Raw genomic sequence first — 20,854 nt, 5'->3', positions numbered from 1 at the left:
CGCCATGACCGACCGCGCCTTCGCCGCCGACCGGCCGGGATCCGTCCCGGCCGGGGCGCCGGGGTGCGGGGGAGCCTCCGTATCGGCCGAGGTCACCCACACGGGTGAGCCGGGGCCGGTAGGCTGTGCTCCGATGTTCTCGATCTCCATGACGACCAGGGACCCCTACGCCCGCCTCGCGCGCGGGTGCCGTCCCCGTGGCTGCCGCGCACCCGCCCGCCGGGTCCACGGGCGCCGGGTCCGGTACGTCATCGGTGACGAGCCGGGTCAGGTGAACGGCATGCGATGGCCCCGGTCACGTGCGCGCCGATGCCCTGCGGGCAGCTGAGCCGCGTCCGCCTTCCCTGACCGCCGGGTGTTCTTCGCCTCGACGGTCACCGAGGGCGCTTCCGGTCGGTTCGGCACCGCCGACCGACACCGCCGTGATCGCTCGCCTTCGTGGCGGGTGAAACCCGCGGTGGCGGGTCGACGGCATCAAGGGCGGCGCGCGTACGTGATCACCGCGAGTCACCGCGAGTCATAGTCCGGCCAACTTCGGGGCCCTGCCCCTGCGAGGTATCCGCATGTCCAGTGAGTTCTTCATTCCCGACCCCGAGGGTCAGGTTCCCAGCGCCGAGGGGTATTTCGGCGCGTTCGGCGGCAAGTTCATCCCGGAGGCGCTGGTCGCCGCCGTGGACGAGGTCGCCGTGGAGTACGACAAGGCCAAGCACGACCCCGAGTTCGCGCGCGAGCTCGACGACCTGCTCGTGCACTACACCGGGCGGCCCAGCTCGCTCACCGAGGTGCCGAGGTTCGCCGAGCACGCCGGCGGGGCGCGGGTGTTCCTCAAGCGTGAGGACCTGAACCACACCGGGTCGCACAAGATCAACAACGTGCTCGGGCAGGCCCTGCTCACCCGGCGCATGGGCAAGACGCGGGTCATCGCCGAGACGGGAGCGGGCCAGCACGGCGTCGCCACCGCCACGGCCTGCGCGCTCTTCGGGCTCGACTGCACGATCTACATGGGCGAGATCGACACCCAGCGGCAGGCCCTCAACGTCGCCCGCATGCGCATGCTGGGCGCCGAGGTCATCGCCGTGAAATCCGGCTCGCGGACCCTCAAGGACGCCATCAACGAGGCGTTCCGGGACTGGGTCGCCAACGTCGACCGCACCCACTACCTGTTCGGAACGGTCGCCGGCCCCCACCCCTTCCCCGCCATGGTCCGCGACTTCCACCGTGTCATCGGGGTCGAGGCACGGCGTCAGATCCTCGAACGCGCCGGACGGCTGCCGGATGCCGCCGTGGCCTGCGTCGGCGGCGGGTCCAACGCCATCGGACTCTTCCACGCCTTCATCCCCGACACCGGCGTACGCCTCGTCGGCTGCGAGCCCGCCGGCCACGGCATCGAGACCGGTGAGCACGCGGCGACGCTCACCGCCGGTGAACCGGGCATCCTGCACGGCTCGCGCTCGTACGTCCTCCAGGACGAGGAGGGCCAGATCACCGAGCCGTACTCGATCTCGGCCGGCCTCGACTACCCGGGCATCGGCCCCGAGCACGCGTACCTCAAGGACAGCGGCCGGGGCGAGTACCGCGCGGTCACCGACGACGCCGCCATGCAGGCGCTGCGCCTGCTGTCGCGCACCGAGGGCATCATCCCGGCGATCGAGAGCGCCCACGCGCTCGCCGGCGCCCTGGAGGTCGGCAGGGAGCTGGGCAAGGACGGGCTGATCGTCGTCAACCTGTCCGGGCGCGGCGACAAGGACATGGACACGGCCGCGCGCTACTTCGGCCTGTACGACACCGACGCCGAGGTCGCGGCCGACGCGGCCGATCTCGCCGAGATCGAGGGGGACGCCAAGTGAGCGGGAACATCCAGCTGTTGAGCGACACCCTCGCCGCCGCCAAGGCGGAGGGCCGGTCCGCGCTCATCGCCTATCTGCCGGCCGGGTTCCCGACCGTCGACGGCGGCATCGCCGCGATCAAGGCCGTCTTCGAGGGCGGCGCCGACGTCGTCGAGGTCGGGCTGCCGCACAGCGACCCGGTTCTCGACGGACCCGTCATCCAGACCGCCGACGACATCGCCCTGCGCGGCGGCGTCAAGATCGCGGACGTGATGCGTACGGTCCGGGAGGCCTTCGAGGCCACCGGGAAGCCCGTCCTGGTCATGACGTACTGGAACCCCATCGACCGCTACGGCGTCGAGCGCTTCACGGCCGAGCTGGCGGAGGCGGGCGGCGCGGGCTGCATCCTGCCCGACCTGCCCGTCCAGGAGTCGGCGCTGTGGAGGGAGCACGCCGAGAAGCACGGGCTCAGCACGGTCTTCGTCGTCGCGCCCAGCAGCAGGGACGCGCGGCTCGCCGAGATCACCGCGGCGGGCAGCGGCTTCGTCTACGCCGCCTCGCTCATGGGGGTCACAGGCACCCGGGCGTCGGTCGGCGCGCAGGCCCAGGACCTGGTGGAACGCACCCGGGCCACGGGCTCCGGCCTGCCGGTCTGCGTCGGGCTCGGCGTCTCCGACGCCGAGCAGGCCGCCGAGGTCGCCGGGTTCGCCGACGGCGTGATCGTCGGCTCCGCGTTCGTGAAGCGGATGCTGGACGCCCCCGACGAGGCGGCCGGTCTGGTCGCCGTGCGCGAGCTGGCGGGCGACCTCGCGAAGGGCGTACGCCGGGGCGCGTGACGTTCACCCGTTTGTCGTACGGGGCTGACCGGACGTAACGGGCAGAACGCTCACTCGAACGGGTGGAAGTGGGACCGGGGAGGCGCGGTGCGCCTCCCCGGTTCGTTCTGCGGGATGTGAGCGAGAAGAACCATGAGGGAAAGCGCACCGCCCGGGAACGGCTGGCGGAGGAGCGCGAGAAGCAGAAGACCGCCGAGAAGCGCCGCAAGGTCCTGATCGTGGGTGCCTCGGTGCTGGGCGTGCTGGGACTGGCCGCCGTGATCGGCGTCGTGGCGGCGAACGCGGGCAAGGACGACGCCGACAGCGCGGGCCCGGTCGTGGCACCCTCGGGGGCCAACGGCGAGGACAGCCTCGCGATCCCCGTCGGGGACCCCGGCGCGAAGTCGACCCTCTCGGTGTGGGAGGACTTCCGCTGCCCGGCCTGCAAGTCCTTCGAGGACGCCTACCGCTCCACGATCCACGAGCTGACCGAGGCCGGGAAGCTGAAGGTCGAGTACCACCTCGCCACCCTGATCGACGGGAACATGGGCGGCAGCGGCTCCCGCAAGGCCGCCAACGCCGCCGCCTGCGCACAGAACGAGGGCGGCTTCCCGGCCTACCACGACGTGCTCTACGAGAACCAGCCGCCCGAGACGAACGACGACTTCGCCGACGAGACCAAGCTCCTCGACCTGGCGAAGAAGGTGGACGGACTGGATACCGCGCCCTTCCGCACCTGCGTCGAGGACGGCAAGCACACCAGTTGGGTCGCCAAGTCGAACGAGGCGTTCCAGAAGGGCGGCTTCTCCGGCACGCCGAGCGTCTTCCTCAACGGCACCAACATCTACGCGGACCAGTCCATGACCCCCGCCAAGCTGAAGCAGATGGTGGAGGCGAGGGCAAAGGGGTGAGCGGTGTGTGAGCCTTGGGGCTGGCGGGGGTGGTGAGGCGTCGAGGCAGAGGTGACACGGCGTTATGGACCCGTTGCCGGGCCGCCCGCCGTCGGCCGGGCCCGGCAGGGTAGCGTCGACCCTGCCATGGAACTTGCCTACATTCCCAGCCCGTCGCGCGGGGTGCTCTACCTCGGTCCCGTCCCGCTGCGCGGCTACGCCTTCTGCATCATCATCGGTGTCTTCGTAGCCGTCTGGCTCGGCAACAAACGCTGGGTCGCGCGGGGCGGACAGGCCGGCACGATCGCCGACATCGCCGTCTGGGCCGTGCCCTTCGGCCTGGTCGGCGGGCGGCTCTACCACGTGATCACGGACTACGAGCTGTACTTCAGCGAGGGTCGTGACTGGGTCGACGCCTTCAAGGTCTGGGAGGGCGGGCTCGGCATCTGGGGCGCGATCGCGCTCGGCGCGGTGGGCGCGTGGATCGGCTGCCGCCGGCGTGGGATCCCGCTGCCCGCGTACGCCGACGCCGTCGCGCCCGGCATCGCCCTCGCACAGGCGATCGGGCGGTGGGGCAACTGGTTCAACCAGGAGCTGTACGGCAAGCCGACCGATCTCCCGTGGGCCGTGGAGATCACGTCCTCCACGGACGGACGGCTGCCGGGCACGTACCACCCGACCTTCCTCTACGAGTCGCTGTGGTGCATCGGCGTCGCGCTCCTCGTCATCTGGGCGGACCGTCGCTTCACCCTCGGGCACGGGCGGGCGTTCGCGCTGTACGTGGCCTCGTACTGCGTCGGGCGGTTCTGGATCGAGTACATGCGGGTCGACGAGGCCCACCACATCCTCGGGCTGCGCCTGAACAACTGGACCGCGCTGCTCGTCTTCGTCCTCGCGGTGATCTATCTGGTCCTGTCGGCGCGGAAGCGGCCGGGACGGGAAGAGGTCGTCGAGCCGGGCGTCTCCGACGGGAACGGGGACGAGGGCGCCGCCGCGGTGGACCGGAAGGACGACGGGGACTCGGAGTCGGCGGAGGCCTCGGGGAAGGCCGACGCGAAGGATGTCGACGACGTCGAGGACGCCAAGAGCGCCAAGGACAAGAGCGCCGAGGGCGTCGAGGAAAAGAAGGATGCGGAAGTCTCCGACTCCGTGGTCGGGAAGAAGGCCGAGTCCGCGGAGAAGAGCTGACCCGTAGGTGTTCGAGCACCCATCTGCCCCCTTAGGGGGCGGGTGGGTGTTTTGGGTTCGGGGCTGGTGCGGGTCCGGTGGGGCTTTCTCGCGCAGTTCCCCGCGCCCCTGAAGAACCAGGCCCTGCGGGCCTGAAAGACCGTGCCCCTCGGAGGCGTCGGCGAGGGGCGCAGGCTTCAGTGTCCGACGGGGCGGTTGGCCAAGGTCAGGGTTCTCTGGGCGGCGGCCACCACGGCCGGGTCGACGAAGCGGCCGTCGGGGAGGGCCTGGGCGCCGGGGGTGGTGGTCGCGGCTCTGAGGGTCTCCTCGGCCGATTCCACCTCCTGCGGGGTGGGCGCGTAGGCGCGCTCGATGACCGGGAGCTGGCGGGGGTGGATGGCGGCGCGGCCCAAAAAGCCGAGGGCGCGGCCGTGCGCGCAGGAGACGGCCAGGCCTTCGAGGTCCTTGATGTCCGGGTGGATCGACTGGGCCGGCGAGGGGAGGCCGGCCGCGCGCGCGGCGAGGACCACTCGGGAGCGGGGCCAGTCGAGGGCCCGGTCGTGGTGGACGGCCAGGTCGGCACGGAGGTCCGCCTCGCCCAGCGCGATGCCGCGCAGCGCGGGATGCGCGGTGGCGATGTCGTAGGCACGTTCGACGCCCAGGGCCGATTCGAGGAGGGCGTACAGAGGGATCGCGCCCCCTTCCGCGTGAGCGGTCCCCTCCGCGACGGCGGCGACCTCGGCGGGGGAGGTGACCTTCGGGAGGCGGAGCGCCGACAGGCCGGGCAGGAGCGAGAGGGCCTTGAGGTCCTGTTCGGCGTCCGGGGTGTGCAGAGCGTTCACCCGTACGTGGACGGGCACGGGCGGCGGGGCCGAGAGGAGGTCGGCCGTGGCCGCGCGGGCGTAGGCCTTGCGGTCCGGGGCCACCGCGTCCTCCAGGTCCACGATCACCACGTCCGCGCCGGAGGCCAGGGCCTTGGTGACCACCTCCGGACGGTCACCGGGGACGTACAGCCAGGTCAGGGGGATGGGGGTCACAGGGCGCCCTCCTTGCGGAGGGTCTCGATGTCCGTGTCCGACAGGCCCAGTTCGGTGAGGACCGAGTCCGTGTCGGCGCCGTGGGCGCGGCCCGCCCAGCGGATCGCGCCGGGTGTGGCGGAGAGCCGGAAGAGGACGTTCTGCATGCGCAGCGGTCCGAGATCGGGGTCGTCCACCGTGGTGACGGTGTCCAGGGCCCGGTACTGGGGGTCGGTCATCACGTCGGTGATGTCCTGGATGGGGGCGACGGCCGCCTCCGCCTTCTCGAACACCTCGATGACCTCCTCGCGGGTGTGGCGGGCGATCCACGCGCCGACCGCCTCGTCCAGGACGTCCGCGTGGCGGGCCCGCTCCGCCCCGGACGCGAACCAGGGCTCGTCGATCAGCTCGGGGCGCCCGACCAGGCGCATCACCCGTTCCGCGATCGACTGGGCGGAGGTGGAGACGGCCACCCAGGAGCCGTCCGCCGTGCGGTAGGTGTTGCGGGGGGCGTTGTTGGCGGAGCGGTTGCCGGTGCGGGGCTGGACATGGCCGAGCTGGTCGTACCAGAGGGGTTGGGGGCCGAGGACGGTGAGGATCGGCTCGATGATCGCCATGTCGACCGTCTGCCCCTCGCCGGTCCGGTCACGCGCGGCGAGGGCGGTCATCACCGCGTACGCCGTCGCCAGTCCCGCGATCGAGTCGGCGAGGCCGAAGGGGGGCAGGACCGGTGGGGCGTGCGGCTCGCCGGTGATCGCGGCGAAGCCGCTCATCGCCTCGGCGAGCGTGCCGAAGCCGGGGCGGTGCGCGTACGGGCCGAACTGGCCGAAGCCGGTGACCCGGGCGAGGACCAGACGGGGGTTCGCCGCCGACAGCTCCTTCCAGCCGAGGCCCCATTTCTCCAGGGTACCGGGGCGGAAGTTCTCGATGACCACGTCGGCGGTGGCGGCCAGGCGCAGCAGGGTGTCCCGGCCGCCGGGGGTGGAGAGGTTCAGCGTCAGGGTGCGCTTGTTGCGGCCCAGCAGTTTCCACCACAGGCCCACCCCGTCCTTCGAGGGGCCGTGGCCGCGGGACGGGTCCGGCTTCGTGGGGTGCTCGACCTTGATGACCTCCGCGCCGAAGTCGCCGAGCATCGTGGCGGCGAGGGGACCGGCGAAGAGGGTGGCGAGGTCGAGGACGCGGAGGTGGGAGAGCGGGGGGTCGTACGCCTGGGTCATGGGTGGGGGGTCTCCCGGAGGGTGAGGTGGGCCAGGGTGTCGAAGCCGGCGCCGTTGAAGTCGGCGATCGAGGTGGCCAGGCGGTTCTTGAGGGGGGCCGTCCAGCGCTCGGGGAGCGCGTCCGGGGAGCCGGTGAGCAGGCCGGCGATGCTGCCCGCCGTCGCGCCGTTGGAGTCGGTGTCCCAACCGCCGGACACCGCGCGGCAGATGGAGGCCGTGAAGTCGCCGTCGGCGTGGGTGAGGGCGGCGGTGAGCAGGGCCGTGTTGGGCAGGACGTGGACCCAGTGGTGGTCGGCGTAGGTGGCGTGGAGTTCGTCGACGACCGTGTCGAAGTCGCGGTGGGCGGTGGCCAGTCGCAGGGCGTGGCGGATCGCCTTCGCCAGGCGGGAGTCCGGGGGGACGACCGTGAGGCCGGTGCGCAGGCAGTGGTGGATGTCGTGGGTGCCGGTGGCCGCTTCCGCGATGGTGGCCGCGACGAACATCGCCGCGTGGACGCCGTTCGCGGTGTGGGTGAGGATGGCGTCGCGGTGGGCCTGTTCGGCCGCGCCGGCCGGGTCGCCGGGGTTGGTCCAGCCGTGGACGTCGGCGCGGATCAGGGCGCCGATCCATTCGCGGAACGGGTTGCGGTGGCGGGCGGTGTGCGGGGGCTCGATGCCGCTGAGGAGGTTGCGGTAGGCGACGCGTTCGGCGGTGAAGGTGCGGCCCGCGGGGAGTTCGTCGAGCCAGAGCGTGGCCACGTCGGTGGTGGTGAAGTCGCGGCCGTGGCGGTTGAGCAGGAGGAGGTTCAGCAGGGGGTAGTTGAGGTCGTCGTCCTCGGGCATGCCGTCGATGTTCTCGGCGAGGGAGGTGGGGGCCGAGCGACGGTTCCAGGGGTGGGCGGTGAGGAGTTCCGCGGGGACGCCGCGGGCGGTGAACCAGGTGGTGAGGGGCCAGTTGTCGGCGGCCCGCGCGAGCGCGCGGATCGCGGACAGGGGAAGCTTCTCGACGGGTTTGCCGAGGAGGCAGCCGACGGCGCGGCCGAGCCAGGCGGCTTCCAGCCGGGGGAGGTACGCGGCCGGGGTGGGGCGGGGTGGTGCCGGCGGGGCGCCGGAGGATGACGGGGGCGCCGGCCAGTTCGGGCAGAGCGCCTTGATCCCGCTCAGGTCCGTGGGCTCCACCTCCCGCAACCCGCTCGGCAGGTCCGCCAGTTCGTCCAGCAGGTCCTCGGCGAGTTGCCGCAGGTAGCGGGAGACCCGCTGGGGGGAGGCGCCGGCGCGCAGGGGCGCCGGGGGGCCGCCGGCCGCGCGCCAGCGGGCGGCGACGGCCGAGGGTGCACGGCCGTCCTGTACCGCCTGGTGGAGTTCGTGACCGAGGAGATCCTCCGGCTGGACCCAGGTGAGACGGAGGGGAGCCAGGGGGGTCACCGGAGCGAGGCCAGCGCGGCGAAGGCGGACTCGTGGGCGCGGCGGCGGCGTACGTCCTGCGCGTGGATCCGGCGGGCGACCTCCGCGAGGGTCGTGGCCGGCGCGTGCAGGTCCAGGCGGCTGGCCTCCGCCACGGTCTTGGCCCAGTCGGACGGGATCTCCGAGCCCAGCGCGCCCGCGAGGGCGCCCGCCATCGTGGCGATCGAGTCGCAGTCGCGGCCGTAGTTCACCGAACCCAGGACCGCGTGGCGGTAGTCGCCGCGGGCCACCAGCAACATGCCGAGGGCGATGGGGAGTTCCTCGATGGCGTGCAGGCGGGAGGGGCGGCGGGCGCCCAGCGAGGGGGCGCGGTAGTCGGGACCGACCGTGTCGAACGGGGTCACCGCCTCGCGGAGCGGCCGGAGCGCCGACTCGAAGTCCCTGTGACGGGCGGCCACTTCGCACACGGCCTCGATCGCCGCGCGGGTGCCGTCCTTCGCCAGGGCCAGGCACGTCTCGATCACCGACTCGGCGGTCGCGCCCGGCGTGCACGCCGCCGCGACTCCCGCCGCGAACACGCCCGCCGCCTCCCTGCCGTACGACGACTGGTGGGCGCCCGCGATGTCGAGCGCCTCGGCGTACGCGCCGGGCGGGTCGGCCGCGTTGACCAGGCCGACGGGGGCCATGTACATCGCGGCGCCGCAGTTGACGATGTTGCCGGTGCCGGCCTCGCGCGGGTCGACGTGGCCGTAGTGGATCCGGGCCACCAGCCACTTCTCGGCGAGGAAGACCCGCTGCAGGGGGAGGGCCTCCGCCTCCAGTTCGGGGATCCAGCGCGGGGTCGTCATCATGTCGGGCACCAGGTGCTCGGCGACGGCGTAGGCGTCCAGGTGGTCGCGTACGCGGTCGTACACCCGGACCAGCGCGTGGGTCATCAGGGTGTCGTCGGTGACGTGGCCGTCGCCCTTGTGGTACGGCGCGATGGGGCGGGCGGTGCGCCAGTCGTCGCCGTTCCAGGGGCCGACGACGCCGTGGACGCGGCCGCCGTGGCGTTCGACGATCTGCTCCGGGGTGTAGCCCTCGACCGGGCCGCCGAGGGCGTCGCCGACGGCGGCGCCGACCAGGGCGCCGGTGATGCGTTCTTCGAGGGTCACTGCGGTGGGGGGTTCCTTCGAGGGCGTCATGCCCGAATCATCCTCCGGGGGTGGTGAGTTCCGTGGTTGCGAGAAGTTCGGCGAGGTGTACGAGATCGGTGCCGGTGAGGCGGGGGAGGGCGCACCCGGAGAGGGTGCGGCAGGCGTTCCGCCAGGAGTCGGGGATGGCGGCGGCGCCGCCGAGTGCGCCGGTCAGGGCGCCGGCGAGGGCGGGGGCGGAGTCGGCGACGCGGGAGAGGCAGGCGGCGGCGGGGACGGCCTCGGCGATCCGGCCCTCGGCGGCGGTGGCCAGGGCGAGTGCCACGGGGACGGTCTCGGCGGCGGCGATGCCGTAGCTGTAGACGTGGTCGACGATCTGGTGCTCCAGGAGCGGGACCAGAGCGAATGTTCCTTCTTCCCTGTGGCGGTGGGCGAGGTCCAGGGCGTGGCGGGCGTTGCGGCCGATCTCCGTCTCGGCGGGGAGTTCGGCCAGGGCCGCCGCCGCGCAGTCGTCGACGTTCGCGCCGACGAGCGCCAGCGCGAGCGCGGCGGCCATCGCGCGTGCGCCGTGCACGCCGTCGCCGTCCTGGGTGTAGCGGGCGTCGAACTCGGCGAGATCGGCGGCGCGTCGGGGGTAGCCGGGGTGGGCCGCGGCGAGCACGCAGGCGCGTACGCAGGCCGCGTCGTCGAAGTAGTGCGGGTTGTCGTGCCCGGTGGCGGGCGGACGCAGGCCGGTGGCGAGGTTGCCGAGGCCGGCGCGCACGGAGATACGGGCGCGCAGCGGGAGCACGGCGGACTCGACCTCGGGGGCGCGTTCGGCGGCTGCGGCGACCTCGCTGGCCACGGCGTTCCAGGAGAGGTCGATCGAGGCGCGGGTGCGGCGTTCCAGGCTGAGGTCGCCGAGGGCGGCGGCGTCGCCGGCGCGCAGCAGGGCCTCCGCGGCGAAGGCCGCCCATTCCGCGTCGTCGGAGGGGCCGAGGCGCAGGGGCTCGGGGGGCTGGTTGAGGGCGATGGGGACCGGGAGGGTGGTGGTGGCGTTCTGCTCGGCGAAGGTGTCCAGCTCGCGGGTGAGACGGCGGGTCCACTCCGGCATGCGGGCGGCCCGGTGGCGGGCGGCGGGCCAGCCGGCGGCGTCGCCCGCGGCGAGGCCGAGCAGGAGGCCCTCGATGCGGGAGCCCTGCGGGGGGCGCGGCGTCGTATCGTCCTCGGCCGTGCCTGCGGCCGGGGCGTTCCGGCCGCCCGCGCGGTGCGTGCGGATCTCGTCGTCGGGTGCGGGCGGCCCCTGCGCGGGGACCTCGCCGACCGCGTCCGCGGGTGCGGGGGTGGGCGACTTCGGTCCAGGGTGCTCGTGCGGCGGGTGGGCGGGCGTGAGCGCGGGCTCGTCGTGCCGCGTGTGCGCGGGCGGGCGCGCGGGCTCCTCGTACGCCGTCGGCGTCGGCGTACCCGTCGGCGTCGTGCGCCGTGTGTCGTCGTCTTCCGTCGAGGGGGCCGTGGGTGTCGTCTCGTCCCACGGTGTCGGTGGGGTCATGAGGAGGTCTCCGGTCGGGTGGGCGGGGCCAGGGTGAAGGCGGTCGGGGGGCGCTCGTCGTGGGGGAGGGGGCTCGCGGTGGCGGTGGCCCACTTGCCGCCCTCGCCGGGGACCAGGAGTTCGGCCACGTCGAGGACGTGGTGGCCGGCCATGGAGGGCAGGCAGCTGCCTCGCGCCGGACCGATGGCCGCCGCCCACTCGGGCGGGATCGAGGACGCGCCCCGGGTCGCCCCGGCCAGCGCGCCGGCGACGGCGGCGGTCGTGTCGGCGTCGCGGCCCATGTTGACCGCCGTCAGCACCGACTCGGTGAAGTCGCCGTCGGCCGCCGCGTAGGCGCCGAAGGCGAGGGCGACGGCCTCCGGGGCCAGGTCGGTCCAGGGATAGCCGCCGATGACGACGGCGGAGCGGACCGCGCGCTCGCCGCGGTGGGCGACCGCGACCGCCCGGCGCAGGGACCGGGCCGTCCAGGAGTCGTCCGGGACCACGGCGAGGGCCGACGCGACCACGGCGATCGTGGGGGCGCCCGCCATCGCCGCCGCCACCCCGGCCGCGACCGCCTGGCCGCCGTAGATGCCCTCGCCGTCGTGGCTGACCGACCCGTCGACGGCGACCAGACGGGCGGCCTCCGCCGGGCGGCCCGAGGCGAAGACGCCGAAGGGGGCCGCGCGCATGGCCAGTCCGTCGCTCCAGGCGTGCCGGTGCTGCGCGGAGATGGGTGCGGCGAGGCCCCGGCGGAGGTTCTCCAGGGTGCCGCGTTCGCTGAAGCCGGCGCCCCGGAACGGGCCCTCGTCCCGGTCCGCGATCCACTGGTGCCAGGCCGTCTCCACATGCGTGACGGTGAGCGCCGAGCCGTGCCGGGCCAGCAGCAGCCCGGAGAAGATGGCGTACTCGGTGTCGTCCGTGCCCGACGGGTGCTCGGCCACGTACCCCGTGATGCGCCCCCAGCGTGCGCGGATCTCGGAGGGTTTCATGTTCTCGGCGGGCGCCCCCAGCGCGTCCCCGACGGCGAGCCCGAGCATGGCCCCGCGTGCGCGCTCGCGCAGATCGGCGGCGTCCCCCGGCGCCGGTACCGAAGGAATGCAGGCGATGGAAGGCATATGGCGCCTCTCTGGCCCTGAGGGCAGGTCTGGCCCTGGGGCCGCTCCCGCCCGGTGGGCAGCTCGGGCCCGGTGGGCGGTCGATCCGCTCTGAAGATCTGCAGATGCGGAGATTCGACGATGTGGAGACCGAAGACTTCCGCTGTGAAGATCTCTGCCACACCGGGCGCCCCACCGGCTGCCGGAACGCCCTCGTATCACCCGGTCGACATCTGTGCAGCGCCCTGTACGAATGAGCGGCGGAGGTTTCTCGAACAGTCGTCGGCCCGGGTGAGTGCCCAGGTAAGTACGGCCTTCCTTGCTGGCAGAAGCAATTTTCCGAGCGTACGTTCGACGTGAAGAAAGGGGCTTGACCGTGGCGATCATCGACACCGAGGCCGCGCTGCACGAGGCGCACCGTGACAACCACACCCACCGGGACGTGAACGGCGGCTGGCTGCGGCCCGCCGTGTTCGGGGCGATGGACGGGCTCGTGTCCAACCTGGCCCTGATGACCGGTGTCGCGGGCGGTTCGGCCGGCCGGGAGGCGGTCGTCGTCGCCGGGCTCGCGGGGCTCGCCGCCGGGGCCTTCTCCATGGCCGCCGGCGAATACACCTCCGTGGCCTCCCAGCGGGAACTCGTCGAGGCCGAACTCGACGTCGAGCGGCGGGAGTTGCGCAAGCATCCCCAGGACGAGGAGCGGGAGCTGGCCGCGCTCTACGAGAGCCGTGGGGTCGAGGCGGGACTCGCCCAGGAGGTCGCGCGCCAGCTCTCGCGCGACCCCGAGCAGGCGCTGGAGATCCACGCCCGGGAGGAACTGGGCATCGACCCCGGGGACCTCCCGTCGCCCGCCGTCGCCGCCGTGTCGAGCTTCGGCTCCTTCGCGCTGGGCGCCCTGCTGCCCGTACTGCCGTATCTGCTCGGCGCGGGCGCGCTGTGGCCCGCCGTACTGGTGGCGCTCCTGGGACTCTTCGGGTGCGGGGCGGTGGTGGCCAGGGTCACGGCCAGGACCTGGTGGTTCAGCGGCCTGCGGCAGCTGGCGCTCGGGGGCGCCGCGGCGGGTGTGACGTACGCCCTGGGCAGCCTGATCGGAGCGGCCGTATGATGGATCGGATGGCTACGTATGCGAGGGACCGCATAAATAGTCGTTACCAGGCGGTTTCGAATGCTTAACCGCTGGGCATGAGCCGTAAGCGCCGCAGGCAATGACGCCTGCCTAGCAACTGAAAGCAGTGGCGACGACGCCTTCTGCGCCCCCCGGTCTGCCGACATCGATCTGTCCGGTCGACCCCCTGGTCACGCCTGTCGAAGCCTGTTCACGCCACCGCGTGCGGTGCACCCCTCCGCACCCGTGGCGTCCGCATGTTGGGACGAAGTATCCGCTTCCCGAGAACCGCTCCATCATGTAACCTGCACGAAATTTTGCACTTTACGCAGAGGGCCAACGTCGTCCCTCGGCACACGCATATGCCAGATGACGACGACGGGAGAGCCGATGCGTACGCCGCGCCAGCCGTCCCAGCACTCCACGAATGGCCAGAAGTGGTCCTTCATGGATGCTCGCCCTGCCGCGCAGGGTATGTACGACCCCCGCAACGAGCACGACGCCTGCGGCGTCGGCTTCGTGGCCACCCTCACCGGCGAGGCGAGCCATGCGCTGGTCGAGCAGGCGCTCACGGTTCTTCGCAACCTGGAGCACCGAGGGGCGACCGGTTCGGAGCCCGATTCGGGTGACGGCGCCGGCATTCTTTCCCAGGTCCCCGACACCTTCTTCCGCGAGGTGGCCGGCTTCGAGCTGCCCGAGGCCGGCTCCTACGCCGTCGGGATCGCCTTCCTGCCCGAGCACGGCGCTGACGAGGCCGCGGCCCGGATCGAGGCCATCGCCGCCGACGAGGGCCTGACCGTCCTCGGCTGGCGCGAGGTGCCCGTCGCTCCCGGGCTGCTCGGTGCCACGGCCCGCTCGACGATGCCCTCCTTCCGTCAGGTCTTCGTCAGCGACGGCTCGGCCACGCCCGCCACGGGCATCGACCTCGACCGCAAGAGCTTCGTGCTGCGCAAGCGCGCCGAGCGCGAGGTCGACGTCTACTTCCCCTCGCTGTCCGCGCGGACCATCGTCTACAAGGGCATGCTGACCACCGGCCAGCTGGAGCCCTTCTTCCCGGACCTGTCCGACCGCCGCTTCGCCTCCGCGATCGCGCTCGTGCACTCCCGGTTCTCCACGAACACCTTCCCGTCGTGGCCGCTCGCCCACCCGTACCGCTTCGTCGCGCACAACGGCGAGATCAACACGGTCAAGGGCAACCGCAACTGGATGGTCGCCCGCGAGTCCCAGCTCGCCTCGGACCTCTTCGGCTCGCAGGAGACCCTGGACCGGATCTTCCCGATCTGTACGCCGGACGCCTCCGACTCGGCGTCCTTCGACGAGGTCCTGGAACTGCTCCACCTCGGTGGCCGCTCCCTGCCGCACTCCGTGCTGATGATGATCCCGGAGGCGTGGGAGAACCACGACTCCATGGAGCCGGCCCGCCGCGCCTTCTACCAGTTCCACTCCACGATGATGGAGCCCTGGGACGGCCCGGCCTGTGTCACCTTCACCGACGGCCGTCAGGTCGGCGCGGTCCTGGACCGCAACGGCCTGCGCCCCGGCCGCTACTGGGTCACCGACGACGGCCTCGTCGTCCTCGGCTCCGAGGTCGGCGTCCTCGACATCGACCCCGCCAAGGTCGTTCGCAAGGGCCGGCTGCAGCCCGGCCGGATGTTCCTCGTCGACACCGTCGAGCACCGCATCATCGAGGACGACGAGATCAAGGCCCAGCTCGCCGCGGAGAACCCGTACGCGGAGTGGCTGGAGGCCGGCGAGATCGAGCTGTCCGACCTGCCCGAGCGCGAGCACATCGTGCACACCCACGCCTCGGTCACCCGCCGCCAGCAGACCTTCGGCTACACCGAGGAAGAACTGCGCGTCATCCTCGCGCCGATGGCCAAGACCGGCGGCGAGCCGCTCGGCTCCATGGGCACCGACTCGCCGATCGCCGCGCTGTCCTCGCGCCCGCGGCTGCTCTTCGACTACTTCACCCAGCTGTTCGCGCAGGTCACCAACCCGCCGCTGGACGCCATCCGCGAGGAGCTCGTCACCTCGCTGCGCTCGTCGCTGGGCCCCGAGGGCAACATCCTGGAGCCGACCGCCGCGTCGTGCCGCAGCGTCACCCTGCCCTTCCCGGTGATCGACAACGACGAGCTGGCCAAGCTCATCCACATCAACGCCGACGGCGACATGCCCGGCATGAAGGCGGCCACGCTCTCCGGTCTCTACCGGGTCTCCGGCGGCGGCGACTCCCTCGCCGCGCGCATCGAGGAGATCTGCGCCGAGGCCGACGCCGCCATCGCCAACGGCGCCCGGCTCATCGTCCTGTCCGACCGCCACTCCGACGCCGAGCACGCGCCGATCCCGTCGCTGCTGCTCACCGCGGCCGTCCACCACCACCTCATCCGTACCAAGCAGCGCACCCAGGTGGGCCTGCTCGTCGAGGCCGGTGACGTCCGCGAGGTCCACCACGTCGCCCTGCTCATCGGGTTCGGCGCCGCAGCCGTCAACCCGTACCTGGCGATGGAGACCGTCGAGGACCTCGTCCGCGCCGGAACGTTCCTCTCCGACATCGAGTCCGAGCAGGCCATCCGCAACCTGATCTACGCCCTCGGCAAGGGCGTCCTCAAGGTCATGTCGAAGATGGGCATCTCCACCGTCGCCTCCTACCGGGGCGCCCAGGTCTTCGAGGCCGTCGGCCTCGCGGACGACTTCGTCGAGAAGTACTTCAACGGCACGGCCACCAAGATCGGCGGCGTCGGCATCGACGTCATCGCCAAGGAGGTCGCCGCCCGCCACGCCAAGGCGTACCCGGCCAGCGGCATCGCGCCGGCCCACCGCGCCCTGGAGATAGGCGGCGAGTACCAGTGGCGCCGCGAGGGCGAGCCGCACCTGTTCGACCCGGAGACGGTCTTCCGCCTCCAGCACTCCACGCGCACGCGCCGCTACGACATCTTCAAGAAGTACACGGACCGCGTGAACGAGCAGTCCGAGCGCCTGATGACGCTGCGCGGCCTGTTCGGTTTCAAGGCGACGGAGGGGCGCGCCCCGATCTCCGTCGACGAGGTCGAGCCGGTCTCCGAGATCGTCAAGCGCTTCTCGACCGGCGCCATGTCGTACGGCTCCATCTCCAAGGAGGCGCACGAGACCCTCGCCATCGCCATGAACCAGCTGGGCGGCAAGTCCAACACCGGTGAGGGCGGCGAGGACCCGGACCGTCTGTACGACCCGGCGCGGCGCTCGTCGATCAAGCAGGTCGCCTCCGGCCGCTTCGGCGTGACCTCCGAGTACCTGGTCAACGCGGACGACATCCAGATCAAGATGGCCCAGGGCGCCAAGCCCGGTGAGGGCGGCCAGCTGCCCGGCCACAAGGTCTACCCGTGGGTCGCCAAGACCCGTCACTCGACCCCGGGTGTCGGTCTGATCTCCCCGCCGCCGCACCACGACATCTACTCCATCGAGGATCTGGCCCAGCTGATCCACGACCTGAAGAACGCGAACCCGCGGGCGCGGATCCACGTCAAGCTGGTCTCCGAGGTCGGCGTCGGCACGGTCGCGGCCGGTGTCTCCAAGGCGCACGCGGACGTCGTCCTCATCTCCGGCCACGACGGCGGCACGGGCGCCTCCCCGCTGACCTCGCTGAAGCACGCCGGCGGTCCCTGGGAGCTCGGCCTCGCCGAGACCCAGCAGACCCTGCTGCTCAACGGCCTGCGCGACCGCATCGTCGTCCAGACCGACGGCCAGCTGAAGACCGGCCGTGACGTCGTCATCGCCGCGCTCCTCGGCGCCGAGGAGTTCGGCTTCGCGACCGCGCCGCTGGTCGTCTCCGGCTGCGTCATGATGCGCGTCTGCCACCTGGACACCTGCCCGGTCGGCATCGCCACCCAGAACCCGGTGCTCCGCGACCGGTTCTCCGGCAAGGCCGAGTACGTCGTGAACTTCTTCGAGTTCATCGCCGAGGAGGTCCGCGAGATCCTCGCCGAGCTGGGCTTCCGCTCCATCGAGGAGGCCGTCGGCCACGCCGAGACGCTCGACGTGACCCGCGCGGTCGACCACTGGAAGGCGCAGGGCCTGGACCTGGAACCGCTGTTCCACGTGCCCGCACTGCCCGAGGGCGCCGTGCGCCACCAGCTGATCGAGCAGGACCACGGCCTGGAGAAGGCACTCGACAACGAGCTGATCAAGCTCGCCGCCGACGCGCTGGCCGCCTCGGACGCCACCGACGCCCAGCCGGTCCGCGCCCAGATCAAGGTCCGCAACATCAACCGCACGGTCGGCACCATGCTCGGCCACGAGGTGACGAAGAAGTTCGGCGGCGCGGGTCTGCCCGACGACACCATCGACATCACCTTCACCGGCTCGGCGGGCCAGTCCTTCGGCGCCTTCCTCCCGCGCGGTGTCACGCTGCGCCTGGAGGGCGACGCCAACGACTACGTCGGCAAGGGCCTCTCCGGCGGCCGGGTGATCGTCCGTCCCGACCGGGGCGCCGACCACCTCGCCGAGTTCTCGACCATCGCGGGCAACACCATCGCCTACGGCGCGACCGGCGGTGAGCTGTTCCTCCGCGGACGTTCGGGTGAGCGGTTCTGCGTCCGCAACTCCGGCGCCCTGGTGGTGTCCGAGGGCGTGGGCGACCACGGCTGCGAGTACATGACCGGCGGCCACGCGGTCGTCCTCGGCGAGACGGGCCGCAACTTCGCGGCCGGTATGTCCGGCGGCATCGCCTACGTCATCGACCTGGAGCGCGACAACGTCAACGTCGGCAACCTGGGCGCCGTCGAGGCCCTCGACGACACCGACAAGCAGTGGCTGCACGACGTGGTGCGCCGCCACGCCGAGGAGACCGGCTCCACCGTCGCCGAGAAGCTGCTCGCCGACTGGCCCGTCGCCGTGGCGCGCTTCAGCAAGATCATCCCCAGCACGTACAAGGCAGTGCTCGCCGCCAAGGCCGCCGCCGAGCAGGCCGGTCTCTCCGAGACCGAGATCACCGAGAAGATGATGGAGGCGGCGATCAATGGCTGACCCGAAGGGCTTCCTGAACCACGGGCGCGAGGTCGCCAAGTCCCGCCCCGTCGACGTACGCCTGAAGGACTGGAACGAGGTCTACGTCCCGGGTTCGCTGCTCCCGATCATCTCGGAGCAGGCGTCCCGCTGCATGGACTGCGGCATCCCGTTCTGTCACAACGGCTGTCCGCTCGGGAACCTCATCCCCGAGTGGAACGACTACGCCTACCGCGAGGACTGGGCGGCGGCGTCGGAGCGGCTGCACGCCACGAACAACTTCCCGGAGTTCACCGGGCGGCTGTGCCCGGCCCCGTGCGAGTCGGCGTGCGTGCTCGGCATCAACCAGCCGGCCGTCACCATCAAGAACGTCGAGGTCTCCATCATCGACAAGGCGTGGGACAGCGGCGACGTCGCGGCCCAGGCCCCGGAGCGCCTGTCCGGCAAGACCGTCGCGGTCATCGGCTCGGGCCCGGCGGGTCTGGCCGCCGCCCAGCAGCTGACGCGGGCCGGTCACACGGTCGCGGTGTACGAGCGCGCGGACCGCGTCGGCGGCCTGCTCCGCTACGGCATCCCCGAGTTCAAGATGGAGAAGCGGCACATCAACCGCCGCATCGAGCAGATGCGCGCGGAGGGCACCCGCTTCCGTACGGGCATCGAGATCGGCCGCGACCTCAAGGCCACGGATCTGAAGAAGCGGTACGACGCCGTCGTCATCGCCGCGGGCGCCACCACCGCCCGTGACCTCCCGGTCCCCGGCCGCGAACTGGCCGGCATCCACCAGGCCATGGAGTACCTGCCGCTGGCCAACAAGGTCCAGGAGGGCGACTTCGTGACGCCCCCCATCACGGCCGAGGGCAAGCACGTCGTGGTCATCGGCGGCGGCGACACGGGCGCGGACTGCGTGGGCACCGCCCACCGGCAGGGCGCGGCCTCCGTGACGCAGCTGGAGATCATGCCGCAGCCGGGCGAGGACCGTGCCCCGCACCAGCCGTGGCCGACCTTCCCCATGCTCTACAAGGTCACCTCGGCGCACGAGGAGGGCGGCGAGCGGGTCTACTCCGTCTCCACCACCCACTTCGAGGGCGACGAGGACGGCAACGTCCAGTTCCTGCACCTCACCGAGGTCGAGTTCATCGACGGCAGGCTGACCCCCAAGCCGGGCACGGAGCGCAGGATCCCCGCGCAGCTGGTGACGCTGGCCATGGGCTTCACGGGCACCGACCGCGAGAACGGTCTCGTGGACCAGTTCGGCCTGGACCTCGACGAGCGCGGCAACATCGCCCGCGACGCCGACTTCCAGACCAACGTGCCGGGTGTGTTCGTCGCCGGTGACGCGGGCCGCGGCCAGTCCCTCATCGTCTGGGCGATCGCCGAGGGCCGCTCCGCGGCCCGGGGTTGCGACCGCTTCCTGACGGGCGCGAGCGAACTGCCGGCACCGATCCGGCCGACGGACCGCTCGCTGATGGTCTGATCCCCGGACCTCCCCACACGTCCCGTACAACGGCGTACGGAACACAGACGGCGCCTGCCCGCCAGTCCCCGACCGGACGACTGGGCAGGCGCTGTCGCACGTCCGGGGCCGGCGGGAGCGGGGCTGAGGAGGAGAGGCGGCCCGGCTCTCGGGGAGCGGAGCCGCCGCCGGAGGACGCCGCTCGGTCAGGCCGTCATCCCCGCGACCCTGAGGACCGCCGCCACCACCAACAACGCCGCCATCGCCGCACAGGCCCCCGCCTGCACCAGCACCCGCCGCCGGTCCCGGGGCGCGTAGGCGAACGCCAGGGCGGTCAGACCGCCGGTCAGCAGGCCGCCGAGGTGCCCCTGCCAGGACGTCACGACCGCCGAGATGACCAGCCACACCAGCAGACCGGCCATGAAGCGGTTGAGCCCGGCCGCGTCGGCGCCCAGACGGCGGGCCAGGACGTAGTACGCGGTGCACACGCCGAAGATCGCGCCGGAGGCGCCGACCGTGCTGGTGTCGGGCGCCAGGAGGAGCACGAGGACGGAGCCGCCGAGAGCGGAGAGGAGATAGAGGGCGAGGTAACGGGCGCGGCCGAGCTGGGCCTCGACGATCCTGCCGACGTTCCACAGCGTGACCATGTTCATCACGATGTGGAGGATGCCGAACGTGCCCTCGGTGGGCGGGAGATGGAGGAAGGCACCGGTGAGGAGGCGGTACCACTCGCCGTCGATCACCCCTTCGAGGCGGAAGTCGGCGGGGTAGGAGCCCTGCCAGACGTAGTGCAGCCCGTCCGGGCCGAGCAGCCCCCGGCCGAGCATCGCGAAGTCGTCCACGACCTGCTCGCGGAGCAGCTCGGCGACGTAGGCCATGACGTTCAGACCGATCAGGACGTACGTCACCAGCGGGACGGCCGAGATCCGGCCACCGAAGGCGGTACGGGCCTGCCGGACCGTTCTCGCGCCCTCCTTCACACACTCCGGGCACTGGTGGCCCACGGCCGCGTCGCGCATGCAGTCCGGACAGATGAACCGTTCGCAGCGCGTGCAGCGGACGTACGACTCCACTTTCGGGTGGCGGTAGCAGGTGGTGACGACGGGCTCGGACGACGACGGGGACTCGGGTTCCACGGCCGGCTCCTTGGGGGTGCGGGGCTGATGACGAGCCGGTGAGGACGGCGGCGAACAAAATAGCGAACGATCAGGACAGAGGGGGCAGGGGGAGTGCCTTAATCTCGGGGCTGCCGCAGGGCCCTGAGGT

Annotated in this window: 15 protein-coding genes; 8 read left to right on the top strand and 7 right to left on the bottom strand. The window is 72.1% G+C overall.

The features are described from left to right. The first annotated feature begins 4 nt into the window (after nucleotides 1–4). From trpM to lgt, 5 genes are all read left to right on the top strand, one after another. Nucleotides 5–328: a tryptophan biosynthesis modulator TrpM gene (trpM, locus tag H4687_RS48455; protein ID WP_404819273.1), complete on the top strand. Its 324-nt coding sequence runs from the start codon at nucleotides 5–7 to the stop codon at nucleotides 326–328. A gap of 235 nt (nucleotides 329–563) precedes the next feature. Continuing rightward, nucleotides 564–1,847, top strand: coding sequence for a tryptophan synthase subunit beta (gene trpB, locus H4687_RS12260; protein ID WP_046916382.1), 1,284 nt, complete (start codon nucleotides 564–566; stop codon nucleotides 1,845–1,847). After that, nucleotides 1,844–2,662: a tryptophan synthase subunit alpha gene (trpA, locus tag H4687_RS12255; protein ID WP_046916381.1), complete on the top strand. Its 819-nt coding sequence runs from the start codon at nucleotides 1,844–1,846 to the stop codon at nucleotides 2,660–2,662. Before trpB ends, trpA begins: the two co-directional genes overlap by 4 nt. Nucleotides 2,663–2,778: 116 nt before the next feature. Then, nucleotides 2,779–3,552 carry a DsbA family protein gene (locus tag H4687_RS12250; protein ID WP_046916380.1) on the top strand — a complete coding sequence of 258 codons (774 nt, stop codon included), beginning with the start codon at nucleotides 2,779–2,781 and terminating at the stop codon, nucleotides 3,550–3,552. 126 nt (nucleotides 3,553–3,678) lie between these two features. Then, nucleotides 3,679–4,719 carry a prolipoprotein diacylglyceryl transferase gene (gene lgt, locus H4687_RS12245; protein ID WP_046916379.1) on the top strand — a complete coding sequence of 347 codons (1,041 nt, stop codon included), beginning with the start codon at nucleotides 3,679–3,681 and terminating at the stop codon, nucleotides 4,717–4,719. 176 nt (nucleotides 4,720–4,895) lie between these two features. Here lgt and H4687_RS12240 read toward each other — a convergent pair whose 3' ends face one another. From H4687_RS12240 to H4687_RS12215, 6 genes are read right to left on the bottom strand one after another with little or no spacing between them, the layout of a single operon-like run. Next, nucleotides 4,896–5,735, bottom strand: a complete 840-nt coding sequence (locus tag H4687_RS12240; RefSeq protein ID WP_050399072.1) for an HpcH/HpaI aldolase/citrate lyase family protein — start codon at nucleotides 5,733–5,735, stop codon at nucleotides 4,896–4,898. After that, entirely contained in the window at nucleotides 5,732–6,931 is a 1,200-nt protein-coding gene (locus tag H4687_RS12235; protein WP_046915156.1) for a CaiB/BaiF CoA transferase family protein, read from the bottom strand. The genes H4687_RS12240 and H4687_RS12235 overlap by 4 nt, the downstream gene beginning before the upstream one ends. Then, nucleotides 6,928–8,334 carry an ADP-ribosylglycohydrolase family protein gene (locus tag H4687_RS12230; protein ID WP_050399071.1) on the bottom strand — a complete coding sequence of 469 codons (1,407 nt, stop codon included), beginning with the start codon at nucleotides 8,332–8,334 and terminating at the stop codon, nucleotides 6,928–6,930. The genes H4687_RS12235 and H4687_RS12230 overlap by 4 nt, the downstream gene beginning before the upstream one ends. Then, nucleotides 8,331–9,497, bottom strand: a complete 1,167-nt coding sequence (locus H4687_RS12225; RefSeq protein ID WP_046920216.1) for an ADP-ribosylglycohydrolase family protein — start codon at nucleotides 9,495–9,497, stop codon at nucleotides 8,331–8,333. Before H4687_RS12225 ends, H4687_RS12230 begins: the two co-directional genes overlap by 4 nt. 7 nt (nucleotides 9,498–9,504) lie before the next feature. Further along, on the bottom strand, nucleotides 9,505–10,974 hold the full coding sequence (locus tag H4687_RS12220; protein WP_046920218.1) for an ADP-ribosylglycohydrolase family protein: 1,470 nt from the start codon (nucleotides 10,972–10,974) through the stop codon (nucleotides 9,505–9,507). Next, nucleotides 10,971–12,071, bottom strand: a complete 1,101-nt coding sequence (locus H4687_RS12215; protein WP_050399069.1) for an ADP-ribosylglycohydrolase family protein — start codon at nucleotides 12,069–12,071, stop codon at nucleotides 10,971–10,973. The genes H4687_RS12220 and H4687_RS12215 overlap by 4 nt, the downstream gene beginning before the upstream one ends. 355 nt (nucleotides 12,072–12,426) lie before the next feature. Here H4687_RS12215 and H4687_RS12210 point away from each other — a divergent pair, with 355 nt between their 5' ends. The 3 genes from H4687_RS12210 (at nucleotide 12,427) to H4687_RS12200 (ending at nucleotide 19,609) form a co-directional block, all read left to right on the top strand. Next, nucleotides 12,427–13,155, top strand: a complete 729-nt coding sequence (locus H4687_RS12210; RefSeq protein WP_046917136.1) for a VIT1/CCC1 transporter family protein — start codon at nucleotides 12,427–12,429, stop codon at nucleotides 13,153–13,155. Between the two features lie 390 nt (nucleotides 13,156–13,545). Further along, complete coding sequence (gene gltB, locus H4687_RS12205; protein WP_046917133.1) at nucleotides 13,546–18,156, top strand: glutamate synthase large subunit; 4,611 nt, start codon at nucleotides 13,546–13,548, stop codon at nucleotides 18,154–18,156. Next, on the top strand, nucleotides 18,149–19,609 hold the full coding sequence (locus H4687_RS12200; protein WP_046917132.1) for a glutamate synthase subunit beta: 1,461 nt from the start codon (nucleotides 18,149–18,151) through the stop codon (nucleotides 19,607–19,609). Before gltB ends, H4687_RS12200 begins: the two co-directional genes overlap by 8 nt. Before the next feature lie 185 nt (nucleotides 19,610–19,794). On the opposite strand, the gene H4687_RS12195 is transcribed toward H4687_RS12200, so the two are convergent. Further along, a complete protein-coding gene (locus tag H4687_RS12195) occupies nucleotides 19,795–20,724 on the bottom strand; it encodes a rhomboid family intramembrane serine protease (RefSeq protein WP_046917131.1) in 930 nt (309 codons plus the stop codon). Between the last annotated feature and the right edge of the window lie 130 nt (nucleotides 20,725–20,854).

The sequence above is a fragment of the Streptomyces stelliscabiei genome, from assembly GCF_014873495.1.
GTDB classification, from domain to species: domain Bacteria; phylum Actinomycetota; class Actinomycetes; order Streptomycetales; family Streptomycetaceae; genus Streptomyces; species Streptomyces bottropensis.
Note: the sequence above shows the minus strand (reverse complement) of the source record. Positions and strands in the feature narration are given on the sequence as shown.

Excerpts from the sequence above, each read along its gene's own strand:
- H4687_RS12215 (WP_050399069.1), bottom strand. The coding sequence starts at position 12,071 with ATGCCTTCCATCGCCTGCATTCCTTCGGTACCGGCGCCGGGGGACGCC.
- H4687_RS12220 (WP_046920218.1), bottom strand. The coding sequence starts at position 10,974 with ATGACCCCACCGACACCGTGGGACGAGACGACACCCACGGCCCCCTCG.
- trpB (WP_046916382.1), top strand. The coding sequence starts at position 564 with ATGTCCAGTGAGTTCTTCATTCCCGACCCCGAGGGTCAGGTTCCCAGC.
- H4687_RS12235 (WP_046915156.1), bottom strand. The coding sequence starts at position 6,931 with ATGACCCAGGCGTACGACCCCCCGCTCTCCCACCTCCGCGTCCTCGAC.
- trpM (WP_404819273.1), top strand. The coding sequence starts at position 5 with ATGACCGACCGCGCCTTCGCCGCCGACCGGCCGGGATCCGTCCCGGCC.
- gltB (WP_046917133.1), top strand. The coding sequence starts at position 13,546 with ATGCGTACGCCGCGCCAGCCGTCCCAGCACTCCACGAATGGCCAGAAG.
- lgt (WP_046916379.1), top strand. The coding sequence starts at position 3,679 with ATGGAACTTGCCTACATTCCCAGCCCGTCGCGCGGGGTGCTCTACCTC.
- H4687_RS12200 (WP_046917132.1), top strand. The coding sequence starts at position 18,149 with ATGGCTGACCCGAAGGGCTTCCTGAACCACGGGCGCGAGGTCGCCAAG.
- H4687_RS12225 (WP_046920216.1), bottom strand. The coding sequence starts at position 9,497 with ATGACGCCCTCGAAGGAACCCCCCACCGCAGTGACCCTCGAAGAACGC.